12 protein-coding genes are annotated in these 14,431 nt (G+C 60.3%); 3 read left to right on the top strand and 9 right to left on the bottom strand.

Translation table 11 applies throughout. From position 1 onward, the window contains the following. Positions 1 to 58: 58 nt before the first annotated feature. The 3 genes from ACEN93_RS21540 to ACEN93_RS21530 all read right to left on the bottom strand — a co-directional run bounded on the left by ACEN93_RS21540 (position 59) and on the right by ACEN93_RS21530 (position 5,926). Positions 59 to 2,602 (bottom strand): LuxR C-terminal-related transcriptional regulator, encoded by a 2,544-nt coding sequence (locus ACEN93_RS21540; RefSeq protein ID WP_495610476.1) that lies wholly within the window; start codon positions 2,600 to 2,602, stop codon positions 59 to 61. 139 nt (positions 2,603 to 2,741) lie between these two features. Beyond that, positions 2,742 to 4,109 carry a DUF1329 domain-containing protein gene (locus tag ACEN93_RS21535; protein WP_495610475.1) on the bottom strand — a complete coding sequence of 456 codons (1,368 nt, stop codon included), beginning with the start codon at positions 4,107 to 4,109 and terminating at the stop codon, positions 2,742 to 2,744. Positions 4,110 to 4,132: 23 nt separating this feature from the next. Continuing rightward, positions 4,133 to 5,926: a DUF1302 domain-containing protein gene (locus ACEN93_RS21530; RefSeq protein WP_074691771.1), complete on the bottom strand. Its 1,794-nt coding sequence runs from the start codon at positions 5,924 to 5,926 to the stop codon at positions 4,133 to 4,135. 655 nt (positions 5,927 to 6,581) lie between these two features. Between ACEN93_RS21530 and ACEN93_RS21525 the strand changes: the two genes are divergently transcribed. Together ACEN93_RS21525 and ACEN93_RS21520 are read left to right on the top strand one after the other, a co-directional pair. Continuing rightward, on the top strand, positions 6,582 to 8,723 hold the full coding sequence (locus ACEN93_RS21525; RefSeq protein WP_495610474.1) for an S-type pyocin domain-containing protein: 2,142 nt from the start codon (positions 6,582 to 6,584) through the stop codon (positions 8,721 to 8,723). Then, positions 8,720 to 8,977 (top strand): hypothetical protein, encoded by a 258-nt coding sequence (locus ACEN93_RS21520; protein WP_248743935.1) that lies wholly within the window; start codon positions 8,720 to 8,722, stop codon positions 8,975 to 8,977. Before ACEN93_RS21525 ends, ACEN93_RS21520 begins: the two co-directional genes overlap by 4 nt. 44 nt (positions 8,978 to 9,021) lie before the next feature. Here ACEN93_RS21520 and ACEN93_RS21515 read toward each other — a convergent pair whose 3' ends face one another. From ACEN93_RS21515 to ACEN93_RS21495, 5 genes are all read right to left on the bottom strand, one after another. Next, positions 9,022 to 9,933: an SDR family oxidoreductase gene (locus ACEN93_RS21515; RefSeq protein ID WP_103385676.1), complete on the bottom strand. Its 912-nt coding sequence runs from the start codon at positions 9,931 to 9,933 to the stop codon at positions 9,022 to 9,024. A 151-nt stretch (positions 9,934 to 10,084) separates the two neighbouring features. Next, positions 10,085 to 10,987, bottom strand: a complete 903-nt coding sequence (locus ACEN93_RS21510) for an alpha/beta fold hydrolase (protein ID WP_495610473.1) — start codon at positions 10,985 to 10,987, stop codon at positions 10,085 to 10,087. Continuing rightward, positions 10,987 to 11,769, bottom strand: coding sequence for a class II aldolase/adducin family protein (locus ACEN93_RS21505; RefSeq protein ID WP_103385674.1), 783 nt, complete (start codon positions 11,767 to 11,769; stop codon positions 10,987 to 10,989). The genes ACEN93_RS21510 and ACEN93_RS21505 overlap by 1 nt, the downstream gene beginning before the upstream one ends. Positions 11,770 to 11,901: 132 nt before the next feature. Further along, entirely contained in the window at positions 11,902 to 12,588 is a 687-nt protein-coding gene (locus ACEN93_RS21500; RefSeq protein WP_039769357.1) for an LrgB family protein, read from the bottom strand. After that, a complete protein-coding gene (locus tag ACEN93_RS21495; RefSeq protein WP_103385673.1) occupies positions 12,578 to 12,964 on the bottom strand; it encodes a CidA/LrgA family protein in 387 nt (128 codons plus the stop codon). Before ACEN93_RS21495 ends, ACEN93_RS21500 begins: the two co-directional genes overlap by 11 nt. A 95-nt stretch (positions 12,965 to 13,059) precedes the next feature. On the opposite strand from ACEN93_RS21495, the gene ACEN93_RS21490 reads away from it, so the two are divergent. Further along, on the top strand, positions 13,060 to 13,947 hold the full coding sequence (locus ACEN93_RS21490; protein ID WP_495610472.1) for a LysR family transcriptional regulator: 888 nt from the start codon (positions 13,060 to 13,062) through the stop codon (positions 13,945 to 13,947). Here ACEN93_RS21490 and ACEN93_RS21485 read toward each other — a convergent pair. Next, positions 13,937 to 14,392, bottom strand: a complete 456-nt coding sequence (locus ACEN93_RS21485) for a flavodoxin (protein WP_414882211.1) — start codon at positions 14,390 to 14,392, stop codon at positions 13,937 to 13,939. The genes ACEN93_RS21490 and ACEN93_RS21485 overlap by 11 nt on opposite strands. Between the last annotated feature and the right edge of the window lie 39 nt (positions 14,393 to 14,431).

The raw sequence follows: 14,431 nt of genomic DNA, 5'->3' as shown, positions 1-14,431 counted from the left end.
TTGCAAGACATTTAACAGATCAAACTTAAAAAAAACCAACATACTGATTAACTGACGATTAACAACACAAACCCAGCATTCTCGCGCGCGCCACGGCATGCGTCCGGCGTTCGACGCCCAACTTTGCATGAATTCGCCGGACATGAGTTTTAACGGTATGCAACGAGATGAACAACTTATCCGCTATTTGTTGATTGGAACTTCCCGCCGCAATCAACCCCAACACTTGCGATTCTCTCAGGCTTAATGAATTTTCATTATCACTACCATCAAGAAATGGATGTTCGGGGGACTCAGGGCGAATATCCGAAGCAGCTTCGTCAAACTTCATGACCAGACGCTGCAAGTTGAACTGACAGGCCAGCTTGCGGCCCCTGTCGAAATACTGTCGGGCAGATTCCCGATCATTGAGAATCGACGCCACCTCGCTCATTGCCAGCCACTGCTCGGCTTCCAGAACGATCATCCGGCAAGACTGAGCCTGCTCGAGCAAGGACTGCAGCCGCGCCTGCGGCTGGTGCGCCTGCTTCAAGCGGGTCTCGGCCAGAATCAGCAAATACTCGATACGCGGGATCAGCTCCAGCGTCGCCGGCGGCGCCTGCCGTCCACGCGGGCCACGATAGTGCCTGAGCACTCGACTCAACGCTTCACGAGCCAGTTCGGGTCGTCCCTGTTGCAGCCAGAACTCACTGCTGACCTGCAACAGAACACCGCGATAAACCGTGTCTGGAATCTGCCGCTGCTGCATCAAACGTTCGGCATCGCGCAGGTGCATGAATGCTTGCGAATAATCACCCTGATCAGCGGCCAGTTGCGCCTGACCGAGAAAACCGTACAGCACGCGCTTGTCAAAGCTGCGCAAGCAGTCGTCGAGCCCCTGCTGAAAGAGCTCGGCAGCCCGTATTGATTGCCCCATGCTCAGCGCCAGTCGCCCCCGGCGCAAGGCGATACGGCCCAACAACGGCGTCGGTCGCTCGATGGAGGACTCAAGCATTTCGCAAAGATTGGCCAGCAACTCTTCGGCGCGAGCCGACGCGCCCCGTTGCTCCAGCAGTTGGGCGTGATCAAGCTCCAGCAACGCCTCGAACAGCAATGAGCCCTCGGCCCGTGCCAGGCACAGCGCTTCACGATTGATCGAATGAGCCAGCTCCAGATCACCGCACAGCAACGCTTGCTGAGTGCAGCCCGACAGGCACAGCAGACGGGCCGTCCAGGCCTGCGGCGAAAGATCGTTCAAGGCTTGCTCGAAATGCTCGCGCGCCTCGTCCATATGCCCCTGCAAATGCAACAGCCATCCTTGCTGAGCCTGCCAGCGCGCGATCAATTGCCGTTGCTGACCCGCCGACGGTGGCGGTAGAAAACGCGACAGTTGTCCGATGCATTCCGCCGCCTGGGTAAATCGTCCGGCGAACAGCAACGCCGCCGTGATCAGACCGACCAGTTGCGCCGAGCCCAGCAGCAGTTCCTCGCCGCGTTGCTCGTACAGGCGCAGTAACAACACGACTGTCTGTTCCTCGAACAAATGCTCGAAACTGAAGTGTTGCAGCAGGCTCACCGCCACCTCGTATTCTTCGGCCAGCAGCGCCTGTTCAAAGGCGCATTTCCAATGCTGTCCGGCAGCGAACCACTGACAGGCCCGACGATGCCAGGAACGTCCGGCGGGCCAGGGCTCATCGCGCATCAAGCGCGACAGCGCAGCGCACACCTGCAACCAGTCCGGCGACCCTTGCCAGGGTTCGATAAAACACCCAAGCGTTTGCAGCGTGCGCATCCACTGCGCGCCTTCGCCTGCACCGAACAGGTGATCGCACAGGCTGGCGTTGAACCGCGGCAGATGCGCCAACACCCGCCAGGCCTCGGCCAGTTCCGGGCTCAATCCACTGAACAGTTCGTGTTGCAGATAATCCAGCAGAGTGTCCATGCGTTGCTGCGGCAAGGTCTTTTGCGACCAGTCGCATTTTTGCATCAACAGCATTCGCACCCCGGCGCACCAGCCGCCGCTGCGCTGATGAATGCGAGCAGCCACTTGATCGGCCTGGACGGACGGCAGGTGCCGCAACAATTGCGCGATCTCGCCGCGACTCAACGCCAGCGCCGCGCATTCGCACTCGTACAAGGCGTCATCGAGCAACAGGCGCGGCCAGTTGCATTGCGGGCGTCGACGCGTGCCGATCCACCAGGTGACGGCGGGGCCGGCAAGCGCCAGCATCCGGTCGAGCAGTGCATCCAGCGCCGGCTCTTCAACACGACAGTAATCGTCGAGAAACACCCAGACCGGCGAGGATCGGCGCGCCAGCTCATGCAGCAGCGACGACTCATCCGCCTTGGCCAGCCCCAATGCCTGCGCCAGTCGCTCGCAAAATGCCGCAACACTCATCGACATGCCCGCCAACGGCAGCCAGCACACCGTACATTCGACGGGCGCCTGCAACAGGCATTCGGTGAATAACGTGCTCTTGCCACTGCCGGCCGGTGCGCAGATCAGCCGGACCCTTGCCGCAGATTCGAGCAGTGATGCAGTCAGACGCGGACGTGGAAGATGATGAGCCGAGAGTCTGGGCAAGAATCCCGGACGATCCGGAGCGTGGGTCATGGCGGTCATCGGGTACGCCTTTTTATCGTTGTACGCTCACCCTAGCCCTCTCCCTGCTGCTTGTTGACGAGTATTCAGTACGCTGATTGGCGCCCATAAAAAAGGCGACCGTGCGGTCGCCTTTTTGTCTGCCCCTGTATCGAGACCCTTACCGTACGCCCTCCGAACGCAAGGCCGACGGGGTGTAATCGGCGGCCTTGGCTTCGAAGCCGAATTCGAAGCTGTGCTTCTCTTCGTTCTTCATCCCCAGGGCAATGTAACGGCCGGCGATGATGTCGTAGAGCGCTTCGAGGGTGTAGGCCTGGGCCTGGTGATCGTAGTAGTACTGCGCGTGTCCTTCAGCCACTCGCCACAGTTGCCCGCGACCGTCGTAGTGATCGGCCAGCGCCACTTGCCAGCTGTCCTCGTCGATGTACATGTGGCGCTTGGCGTAGATGTGCCGTTCGTTCGGTTTGACTGTGCCGACCACTTCCCAGACCCGGTGCAGTTCATAGCGGGTCAGGTCCTGGTTGATGTGCCCGGCCTTGACGATGTCGTCGTACTTGAGGCTCGGCGAGTCGAGCTTGTAGCTGTTGTACGGAATGTACATTTCCTTCTTGCCGATCAGTTTCCAGTCGTAGCGGTCCGGCGCGCCGGAGAACATGTCGAAGTTGTCCGAGGTGCGCAGGCCGTCGGCAGCGGTGCCCGGCCCGTCATAGGCAACCTGCGGCGCACGACGGACCCGGCGCTGACCGGCGTTGTAGATCCACGCCAGACGCGGTTCCTTCACCTGATCGAGGGTTTCGTGCACCAGCAGCACGTTACCGGCCAGGCGCGCCGGGGCCGTCACCGACTGCTTGAAGAAGGTCAGGACGTTGGCGGCTTTTTCCGGATCGAGATCCTTCATCAGTTGCGGCACGGCGATCTCTTCTTCGAAGCGGATCGGCGTGTAGCTGCCGTTGGTTTGCGGCGTCACCTGCGTGATGATCCGCCGCAGGTTGCCGCCGTGATAACGGGTGATGTGGTTCCACAACACCTCGACGCCATTTTTGGGAATGGGGAACGCGTAGTAGCGGTTACCGGTGAAATTGGCCAGGCCGTTGCCGTCGTTGATGCTGGTGACGTTGAGTGCGCTGCGTTTGGCCGACTCGTAGATTTCCGGCGGTGCGGCCACGGTGCGATGGGTCGGGTAGACCGGGATCCTGTAGGTTTCCGGGTAGCGCTTGAACATCGCCACCTGGCCGTCGGACAGCTTGTCCTTGTACTTGTCGACGTTGGCGGCAGTAATCGTGAACAACGGTTTTTCGCTGGCAAACGGGTCAGCCAGAAAACCCTTGCTGTCGACTGCTCCGGCGTTTTTCGGGATACCGCCGGTCCAGGCCGGAATCGAGCCGTCGGCGTTGCCGGCCTTCTCGGCGCCCAGCGGTGTCAGGCTGGTGCCGAGCTTGTTGGCTTCGTCCGGCGACACCGCCGCGATCACGTTGGCGGCCAGCAGGCTCAGGGCCAGGACACCGCATTGCAGAATCATCTTGCGCATTGCATTCATCCTTCTCGGGCAGATCAGAAGTTCACACCGAAGCTCAGGGCCACGAAGTCACGGTCTTCGAGGGTGTTGTAGTCACCACCGAAAAAGTCGGTGTAACTGAGGCTCGCGGTATAGGTGTTGCGATAGTCGGCATCGACTCCGACGCTGACAGCCTTGGCGCCTTCGTTGAACAGACCGTTGGGGCCATAGCCGGCGACGTCGTGGGACCAGGACAGGTTGGGCTTGAGGTTGATCCCGCCGATCACGTTGGCGTAATCGAGGATCGCCCGGGCGCGATAGCCCCAGGAGGTGGAAGTAACGAAACCGTCGGTATCCCCCCCGAAACCATACTGGCCGTAGACCGAGTCACGCCCATAACGCAGCTTGCTGCGCGACTCCAGTCCGCCAACCCGCACCACCGCCGCTTCACCGACCAGGGTCAGGCGCTGCGCCCCCCAGACCTGATCGATAAAGTGCGTCAGCGTGCTCTGGATCTGCGTCACTTCCTTGCGTCGGTAACCCTTGTTGTCGGCCCCCGGCGAGGTGACCAGCGGCGACGCGGCACCGCCGGCAATCGGATTGACCAGCGCCAGGGTCAGGTCGTTGGTGTTGACCTGCACCGGCGCATTGGGCCGATAGCTGATCTCGCCGGTCCAGGCGGTGCCGGTCGGCAACGTGGTGGAGAAACTCGCGCCGTACAGGCGAATGTCTTCCGGGTATTCGAGGTAGTACTGGCCGCGCCCGAGCATCACGCTTTGCGCCAGTCCCGAACCGCTGCCGGGCGCCAGGCGGTTGGCGATCCCGACCATGCCCGGCAATGACGCCAGGGTCGACAGACCGGCGGTACTGGTGCCGACGGTCGGCGTGCGGCTGTGGTAGTTCATGAAGTAAAGGCCGTACTCGGTGTCGTCGCCGAGCCAGCGCAGCGCCGTACCCCACTGCCCGGAATCCCGCGCATCGCGGTCGCCGCCACGGGGCACAATCACCCCTTCGCGGGTCACCTGAATCGGCTGGCCGAAGGCTGCCGCCAGCGGCGCCAACGGGGCGATCGCCGGGCTGCCGACGGTGTAGCCGTTGTTGCAACCGTCCGCTGCCACATCGACGCCGAAAAACGTCCCGCAGTTGTCGAGGACGGTCTGATCCCATTCCAGTTGATAGAAGCCCTCGACCGTCAGTTGGTCGGTGAGCCCCTGAGAGGCGAACAGCATGTTCACCGGAATCAGCCCCTCCTTGATCTCCGCACCCGGCCGCCGGAACGCCGAGACGTCGATCGGGTTGATGCTGTTGATCGAGTTGCCGATGAAGGTGCTTTCGCCCCAGCTCACCACCTGTTTGCCGGCGCGCACGGTGCCCGGCAAATCGGCGATGGAGTAGTTGTGATAAACGAACGCGTCAAGAATCTGCGCGCCGGACGACTTCGCGCCTTCCTTGCGTCCCTTGTCACTGATCTGTTTGAACTCGCGGTCTTCGTCCTTGAGTTCGAAGTCGTACCAGTACTTGCCGCGCACAAACACACCGGTGTCGCCGTACTTCAGTTCGAGGTCGTGGATGCCTTTGAAGATCTTGGAAAAGGTCTCACCCTTCTTGAAGTTCAAACGCCCGTCATCACCGGTGGAAGACTGGCCCGTGCCGCCGTTGACCGTACCGACCAGCGACTTGTCGGCATCGCGCATGCCCCAGCTCGCTCCGACCGACAGCGACGAATCGAAGGTGCCTTCGATTTCCCCGATATTGAAAGCGACCGCTTGCGCCTGGGCACAGCAACCCAAAGCCACAGCAGCGGCGAGCGCCTGCGGCGTGAAGATGGCGCGCATTGTTGTTTTTGTCATGCGTCTTCCCCGGTGAGTGACAGAAGGCCCCACCCTACTGCCGCGCCACGGCGAGGATAAGCGCACCAAGGAGGTATTCACGCTGTCGCTCGAAAGGATGAATCCCCGCCTGCGACAAGGGTTTGCGCCCGCCATGAACAGGCTGGATGGACCACTATCAACGCAGCGGATAATGACCACCCCAGTGCGCGCCACTGTTACACGCCCCGCAACAGTGCATGTCCGGAATCGCTATTTTTCCCTGAGGCGCCAGCCCTTATTCTGTGCCGGCTTTCACCGCAGACCGCGAGAAAGCACGAAGTCCCCGACCGAGTCGTCGGCAACCGATTTCTGATGGCGCGAAGCGTTTTTCGATCCATCGCCCCGGTGTTCACTGACGTTGATTTGTAGCTCCTTGATCCAACGTCTTACCTTGGCCGCTGCGTTTGCAGCGGCCTTTTTTATGGGCGTTTAAAAAATGTGGGTGGCGGATTGCAAAGATCCTCCGATTACTGCGTCAGACATTTCCTTGAGTCCCGAACGAATCCCTTCTGCATTAACAGCAACCCGCGAAAACCCTTTCCACACAACGCCCTGTTACTTACGGGCTTCTCGGATTTGATCACCGCCGTTGCGAGGTAACCTGAAACACCTCAACCATTCGCCGGTGACACGGATGTCATCGCCCCCCTGGGCATTTTTCGGGCGAATGAAAACGCACATTCAAAAGGACATGAATATGCCAAAACCTCCACCGTTAGAGCTGGACGCATTACATATCCGGGAGTTCGCCCCGGATGATTACGAGCCATTCAAAGAAACCAATGTGGGTTATTCCTACAGCGGCACATTCGGCCCTGCCGGTGCCAATTCGCAAACGCGTCAATTGATGCATGAAACACAACTTGCCGTTGAACAGGAATTCAACGCAAAAGCCGCCTCGATCCCACAATCCATCGAAGTGGAACTGGCGACCATCAGACTGGAAGGCCCGACGAACCCTCTGCCACCCGCGGCGGCATTGGCTCGCGAAGTGGGCGTCAGGAACACGCTGATTCAACGCAAGAGCGCAGAGTTTCAAAGACAGACCGCCATCGCCAACCGCTTTTATGGCAGCGATCCGCTGGGGAAAACCTTCAAGGATTACCTGGATCAGGCATCTGCCCTTCGACGAGCGCACGGCGCGGGGGTCAAGAGCAGAGCGTTATGGAGTGAATCGTTTCGGGCCGCCCACGAAGCCCGGCTGCTGGGCCAGACATTGGCGCTTCTCAACCAGCAACAGGTCGGCGTGCTCAACTGGCTGGCCACCGTGCAAGCACAGGATCAGGCGGCTGCGGCAGAGGCGCAGCGGCAGGCCGCGGAACGTGCCCGAATTGCGGCGGAGCAACAACGCCAGCGAGATATTGCCGAAGCAGCGCGCCGGGAGCAGGAGGAAATACGTGCACGCGAACAGGCTCGACTGGCCGCATTGGCGGAGAAACAACGTCGGGATGCCGAACAGGCTCGACTGGCGGCCGAGACCGCGCGCCTGAACGCTGAGGCTGAAGCTCGGGAGAAAGAGCGGGTGGCTGCGTTGAAGATCGCCCAGGCCGAAGCACAAGCCAAAGCTGAAACAGCGGCGCTGGCGCTTGCGGCAGAACAGGCTCGGTTACAGGAGGAGAGGAAGCATGTCTTCCCGGCTTCCGGAGCAATGGCCAGCAACGGCCCTGCCGTTTCTTTCGCTTCGACAGCGGTCAACCTCAGCCCGGCCAACTCGGCGGGAATACTCAATGCATTACGTACCGCAACAGCGACCCTGACAGCGACGGGCACGGCGCTGTTCGGCAGTCCGGTATTGATGGGGTTCGCGGCGCTGTTGATGCCTTCAAATCTGGGCAACGGCGAGCGTTTTTCCATGAGTGTTCCTTTCGCCGAGTTGTCGTCCGAGCCGGCAGAGACGCTCCGGGAAATCGCCGATCGACAGGGTACGCTGGAGATGCAAGCCGGGCTCGGCGTCAGGCGACTCGGTGCAGGTATGCAAGTGTTCGTCGCTACGAGCGATGACTTCCATATTCGCTCAAGTGTGCTGGTCCTGAATGCCGCCTACGATCTGCTCAACGACGTATACAAGGTCGCGCTATCGGACTCGCCCACCGACTACTTGACCTGGACACCCGCTATCTCGCCGGGTGACGCCTCGACCGCCTCGCCAATAGTGGATACCGATTCTCCCGCTTACTCCGGGGTATCCATCGTGCCGGTTGAAGGACGGCTGGATTTGAATCCGATACTGGTGGAAGGCTGGGATCGATTCATCATCGTGTTTCCGGCTGATTCGGGGATTGAACCGCTGTATGTGGTTTTCAGCAGTCCTTATGAGGGGGCCGATGTCGAAGGAATGTATAGCGGGCGCGATTTCAATCCGGATAGAGCTGGCGGAGAAATTCAGAAGCTGGATTGGAATCCGATGAAGACTTCAGAGGACGGATTGAAGCTCGTCAAACTGCATACAGCCCGGCTTCCAAGGTCCGCAGCGAACGAGGTAATGATTGATCGACTCGAAAAAATAATCAGAGGGGAGTTAGATATAACCGACACGGACAAGCGCTACTACTCTCACGAAATCAGAGAGCTTGAGCGTTTCCGAGCACTGGGGATCAGCGATACCGAAGGCCCCGGTACAAATACACCAATCTGGAACAATGCGCATACGGCCACCTTGGAAGACTTTCAATTAAAGGATGACCCTACCCTGCTTTACACCGCTGAGGCATTAGCTGCTGACAATGACCAACAGGAACGTGAGTTCCGAGAGTTCTTAAAGGAGATGTGGAAGTGAACACCATTGAACAGATTGTATTAAATGAACCACTCGACGACATCGTCACTGTATTCGCGCTATTCAAAGCCCATCCACATCTGGACATGATGATCTCGCGTTTTAATCCTGAATCCATCAGGCATGGGGAACTTCAAAGGTCTTATGCCAAACTCTTTGAAGAGGGAATATTGGCAACCGGCGAGAAAGGATTGGCCAAGAAAGGCCCGAACTGGTCCCCTCCAAAGTTCATGACCGAAAACAGATACACCTGATCAGCAAATCAGCCACCAGGCTCCCGCCTGGTGGCCACTTCAAGCTACAACGAATACTTCTGCAAATTCCCCATCATCTCCTTCAGCGCCTCAATGTTGTCCTTCGGATGCGCCGCCCCTTCGAAATCACAGATCTGCTGCCAGTGCGCCGCGACATCTTCCGGGGAAAATCCGACGCGAGGATCGAACCCGGCACCAAGGCTGCGTTCCCAACGCACCTTGCCCATCCAGCCGCCGCCGACTTCGAACAGGCCCGAGGTTTCCTGGCACTGCTCGCTGGCCAGGTACACCACCAACGGGCTGACCAGCTCCGGCTTGAGTTGTTCGAACACTTGCGGCGGGATCAGGCCTTCAGTCATGCGCGTACCGCCGGTGGGGGCAATGGCGTTGACCAGGATGTTGTTCTTGCGACCTTCGATGGCCAGGGTGCGGGTCAGGCCGTAGAGACCGAGTTTGGCCATGCCGTAGTTGGACTGGCCGAAGTTGCCGTAGATGCCCGAAGTCGATGCGGTGAAAATCACTCGCCCATAGTTCTGCTCACGCATGTGTGGCCACGCGGCGCGGGTCACCTTGTAGGCGCCTTCGACGTGGACGCGGTAGACCAGATCCCAGTCGGCGTCTTCCATTTTGTGGAAGGATTTGTCACGCAGGATCCCGGCGTTGTTGACCACCACATCGACGCGGCCAAACACATCGAGGGCGTTCTGCACCAGTTTGTCGCCGTCGGTGACCGAGTCATGGTTGGCTTCGGCGATGCCGCCGGCCTCGCGGATTTCCGCCACCACGCGATCAGCGGCCGAAGCGTTGGCGCCTTCACCCTGGGTCGAGCCGCCGAGGTCGTTGACCAGCACTTTGGCGCCCTGTTTGGCGAACAGCAAAGCGTGAGCGCGTCCCAGGCCACCACCGGCACCGGTGACGATCACGACTTTATCTTCGAAACGCACAGAATCATTCATCGGGGCAACTCCAGCAGACCTGAGGGACAGTGTCCCTGAGTGTCAGGCACAGGGCGTGCGGTCACAACGAACACGGCTGAGGCTGAATGGTGCGCGATAAGGCTGGGGGATGATGAAACGTGCCGAGGCGTCAGGCGCCTCGGGCACCAAGTCAGGAGCACGCCACCTTGCGCGGTGGCAACACGAAGTGATCGCGAAATTCGAGGTAGTGCTTGAGCACCTGCACCGGCGCTTCGCTTTGCGGGTAATGGCCGATGCCCGGCAACAGCACGGTGTCGGCGTCGGGGATCAGCTCGCGATAACGCTCGACCATGTGCGCCCCGGAGATCGGATCGACTTCGCCATCGATCACCCGCAGCGGCACCTCGCCACGCTGCATCGCCGCGACCCAGCGATCACGCTGAACGCGGCGCTCGGGAATGTAGTGAATCAGCTTGTGCATGACGCGTTGCCCGCGATTGCATTCGATCAGGCTCCAGAAATCATCCATTTCGCTTTCGCTGGGCCGGGTGTCCGGGCCGAAAATCTGCTGGAAGCTCTTGACCAGCGCATCACGGGAGAAGGCCCGACCGATCATCCAGCCCAGAGGGCTGAGCAGCAGTTTTTGCGCCAGCAGCGGTCGATGGGTTTCCGGGAACAGACCACCGTTGAGAAACACGCAACTGGCGACCTCGATCAGATCTTCGTAATGCCGGGCCAGCAACTCCTGGGCAACACTGTCACCGTAGTCGTGGGCCAGAATGTGCACCGGTTGTTCGACCGACAGATGCGCCAGCAAGGCCTGTTGCAGATCGGCCTGTTCCAGCAGGCTATAGGTGTGATTGAGCGGTTTGGCCGAGTCGCCGAAGCCGAGCATGTCGCAGGCAATCACCCGGTAGCGCTGGGACAGCGGCTGCCACAGGTAATGCCAGTCCCAACTGGCCGTCGGAAAGCCATGGATCAGCAGCAGCGGTTCGCCCTGCCCGGCCGTCCAGTAACGGATCGGCTGACCACGGAAGACAAACGTCTGGCCGCGTTTGCGCCAGACACTCAGAGGGATCTCGGCGAGAGGCATTAGAGTCTATACCCCGGGTCTTGTTTATCGAGTTTGCGCAGCAGCGCCGGCCAGGCCAGCGCGCCACCCATGCCTTGAGCACTTTTGGTGACGCCGGCAATCATCGCTTTGGCGCCTGCCAGAATCTGCGGTTCGATGGCGATCAGTTCGGCACCGCCGGTCTGCGCCATGACCTGAATGTCGCACGCACGCTGAAAGGTGAACATCATCAGGAACGTGTCGGCGATGGTGCCGCCACAGGTCAGCAGACCGTGATTGTGCAGCATCAGGAAATTGCTGTCGCCCAGATCCGCCTGCAACCGCGCTTTCTCTTCATGGTTGAGCGCCACACCTTCGTAGGCGTGAAAGGCCAGGCTCGACAACACGAACAGCGATTGCTGACTGATCGGCAACACGCCCTGCTTCTGCGCCGACACCGCAACACCGGAAGCGGTGTGGGTGTGCAGCACGCAGGCCACGTCGTGCCGCACTTCGTGCACGGCGCTGTGGATGGTGTAGCCGGCGGGATTGATTTCGTATGGGCTGTCCATGAGTTTGTTACCGGCCTGGTCGACCTTCACCAGACTCGAGGCGGTGATCTCATGGAACATCAGGCCGAACGGGTTGATCAGGAAATCTTCGGTGCCGGGCACCTTGGCGGAAATGTGGGTGAAGATCAGATCGTCCCAGCCATGCAGCGCGACCAGACGATAACAGGCGGCCAGATCGACCCGGGCCTGCCATTCCGCGGCACTGACCTGGTCTTTGACACTCACGGACGAAGGGACGGGGGCTACGCTCACTGTATGCACCTCTGCGTTCTTATTGTTTTTGCGTGTGTCAGCAGTCTAGTCAGCCCCGGACCGTCGCGTAGTTGCATTGGCAGCCAGCTTGATGACTGAACGAGTCAGCGACGCAAACAGCTTGGATCCATGTCAAAGCAACGACGCCAACAAAGGCGCGGCGAACAGATTGAGCAGCCCCGTCAGCACCATCACCAGCCCCGCCACCGAGCCCTCTTCACCGCCCACTTCATGGGCGCGACTGACGCCCGCGCCATGAGCCCCCACGGCAAACAACGCTCCACGAGCCAAGGCACTGCGCAACGGCAGCCACTTGAGCAGCACACCGCCGAGCATGGCGCCGATCACCCCGGTGAACATCACGAACACCGCTGTCAGCTCAGGCACGCCACCGAGGTCCTGCGCCAGCGGCATGGCGAACGGTGTGGTGATCGAGCGCGGCACCAGCGACAGCGTCACCGAACTGTCCAGCGCCAGCGCTTTCGCCAGGCCGAACGAGGTGGCGATCGACGCAGCGCTGCCGGCCAGAATGCCCAGCAGCAACGCCGACCAATGCCGCACCAGCAGGCGTCGCTGTTGCCAGATGGGCACCGCAAACGCCACGGTGACCGGCCCGAGCACCAGCATCAGCCAATGGGTGTTGCTCGAATATTCGGCATAAGCGGTGTGCAGCGGCACGGCAAGCGCCAGCAGCAACGCGGGGACCAGAATCAGTGGCGACAGCACGTAACGTCCGGTCCGCCGATACAGCCAGCGACTGAACAGATAAGCCAGCAAGGTGAACGCCAGCCAGAACATCGGCATCAGCTCAAGCTTCATGGGACCGCCTCAGGCGCACGGCCAGCTCCACGGTGAACGCGGTCACCAGCATCACCATCAGCGTACTGGCTGCGATCACCAACAAAATCCGCCAGCCGTCATCGCGCAGCAACGCGCCGTAATCCAGCAGGCTCATCAGCGCCGGAATGAAGAACAGCAGCATCTCGGCCATCAACAAGCCTGCGCCCATTTGCAGCGCCGCCGGTTTGACCCAGCCGAACGCAAAACCCAGCAGCAACAGCGCCATGCCGATCACGCCGCCGGGAATCGGCCAGGCCAGCCACGCTGCGATCTGGCAGCCGAGCAGGTAAAGAGCAAGCAGCACGGCCAGTTCGGCCAGCAGGCGAGAGAGGTATTTGACGGTTGAGACTTTCATCGGTGAGCTCCTTTCGGATGCCTATCTTACGAAGCTGACTGCCATCTCCGAAGCGAATTGTTAGACTCAAAGCCATTCCAATCTGGAATCAGGCCATGGAATTCAAACAACTCAGAAGTTTCGTCGAAGTCATGCATCAGGGCGGTTTCACTCAAGCTGCAAAAAACCTGCACATCAGTCAGTCCGCTGTGAGCAAGCAAATCGCCCAGCTCGAACAGAGCCTCGGCACGCCTTTGCTTGAACGACTCGGCTCGCAGATACGCCTGACCGCCGCCGGCAGCGTGGTGCTGCACCGGGCCGAAGGCATGCTGCGGTTGCGCGATGAATTGCTCAGCGAACTGGATGACCTCAGTCATCTCGCGCGCGGCGAGTTACGTCTCGGGTTGCCATTGCTCGGTAGCGATGCGTTGTTTGCCGGGCTGTTCGCCGAGTACCGACGGCGCTACCCGAACATCAGCGTGCAGTTGCTTGAAGGCGGCAGTCGCAACATCGAACAGGCGGTGCTCAGCGGGGAGCTGGAGTTGGGTGGCAGTCTGCTGCCGAAGGATCCGCAATTCGACTTTCAGCCATTCTGCGATGAACCGCTGGATGCGCTGCTGCCTGTGGATCACCCACTGGCGGCAAAAGGTGAAATCGGTCTGGAGGAGCTGGCAGATACGCCGTTTCTTTTGTATCAGCGCAGTTTCGTGCTCAACGATCGTTTGCTCCAGGCGTGCCAGCAAATGGGCTTCACCCCGAAGGAAGGCGGGCGCAGCGGGCAGGCGGATTTTCTCGCGGCGCTGGTCGCCGCCGGACAAGGCGTGGTGTTGCTGCCCAGCGTGGTGGCGCGCGGTCTGGTGCGGCCAGGCGTGGTGCGCCTGGCCCTGAATGCGCCAGACTACTTGCGCTGGGATATCGCTTTCATCTGGCGCCGGGGTGCCTACCTGTCGAAGGCTGCACAGGCCTGGCTGGCGCTGCTGCGTGAGCGCGGGATCACCCCTTGAGGATGGCGATCAACTGTTCCAGCCAAGGCTCGGCGTCGGATTCCGGGGTAACGCTTTCGCTGGCGTCAATGCGCAGCATGTCCTGCACTTCGCGCACACCCAGCTCGCCGAACAATTCGCGCAATTGCTCGCCGCCGCCGCAGAAAGTGTCGCCGTAGCTGGCGTCGCCCAGTGCGATTACCCCGCCGGGCAAACCACGCCAGGCTGCCGGCAGTTGATCACGAATGGCCGAATACAACGGTTGCAGGTTGTCCGGCAGTTCGCCCATGCCGGTGGTCGAGGTCACGCCGAGCAAGGCTTCAGGGCCAAACGCCTGGAGATCGGCGAGGCTGGCGCGCGAGTTGTAGAAGGTTTCAAAACCGGCGGCGTTCAACAGGCTCTGAGCGTGGCGAGCGACTTCTTCGGCCGTGCCGTACACCGAGCCGGAGAGGATGGCGACTTTCATCAATCTGATCCTGAAACTGAAAAAAGAGCGGCGATAGTA

The sequence above is a fragment of the Pseudomonas sp. Pseusp21 genome (assembly GCF_059492145.1).
Note: the sequence above shows the minus strand (reverse complement) of the source record. Positions and strands in the feature narration are given on the sequence as shown.

Bases quoted from the DNA above. Each gene is read 5' to 3' on its own strand.
- ACEN93_RS21530 (WP_074691771.1), bottom strand. From the start codon at position 5,926: ATGACAAAAACAACAATGCGCGCCATCTTCACGCCGCAGGCGCTCGCC.
- ACEN93_RS21535 (WP_495610475.1), bottom strand. From the start codon at position 4,109: ATGCGCAAGATGATTCTGCAATGCGGTGTCCTGGCCCTGAGCCTGCTG.
- ACEN93_RS21485 (WP_414882211.1), bottom strand. From the start codon at position 14,392: ATGAAAGTCGCCATCCTCTCCGGCTCGGTGTACGGCACGGCCGAAGAA.
- ACEN93_RS21500 (WP_039769357.1), bottom strand. From the start codon at position 12,588: ATGAAGCTTGAGCTGATGCCGATGTTCTGGCTGGCGTTCACCTTGCTG.
- ACEN93_RS21540 (WP_495610476.1), bottom strand. From the start codon at position 2,602: ATGACCGCCATGACCCACGCTCCGGATCGTCCGGGATTCTTGCCCAGA.
- ACEN93_RS21510 (WP_495610473.1), bottom strand. From the start codon at position 10,987: ATGCCTCTCGCCGAGATCCCTCTGAGTGTCTGGCGCAAACGCGGCCAG.
- ACEN93_RS21490 (WP_495610472.1), top strand. From the start codon at position 13,060: ATGGAATTCAAACAACTCAGAAGTTTCGTCGAAGTCATGCATCAGGGC.
- ACEN93_RS21515 (WP_103385676.1), bottom strand. From the start codon at position 9,933: ATGAATGATTCTGTGCGTTTCGAAGATAAAGTCGTGATCGTCACCGGT.
- ACEN93_RS21495 (WP_103385673.1), bottom strand. From the start codon at position 12,964: ATGAAAGTCTCAACCGTCAAATACCTCTCTCGCCTGCTGGCCGAACTG.
- ACEN93_RS21525 (WP_495610474.1), top strand. From the start codon at position 6,582: ATGTCATCGCCCCCCTGGGCATTTTTCGGGCGAATGAAAACGCACATT.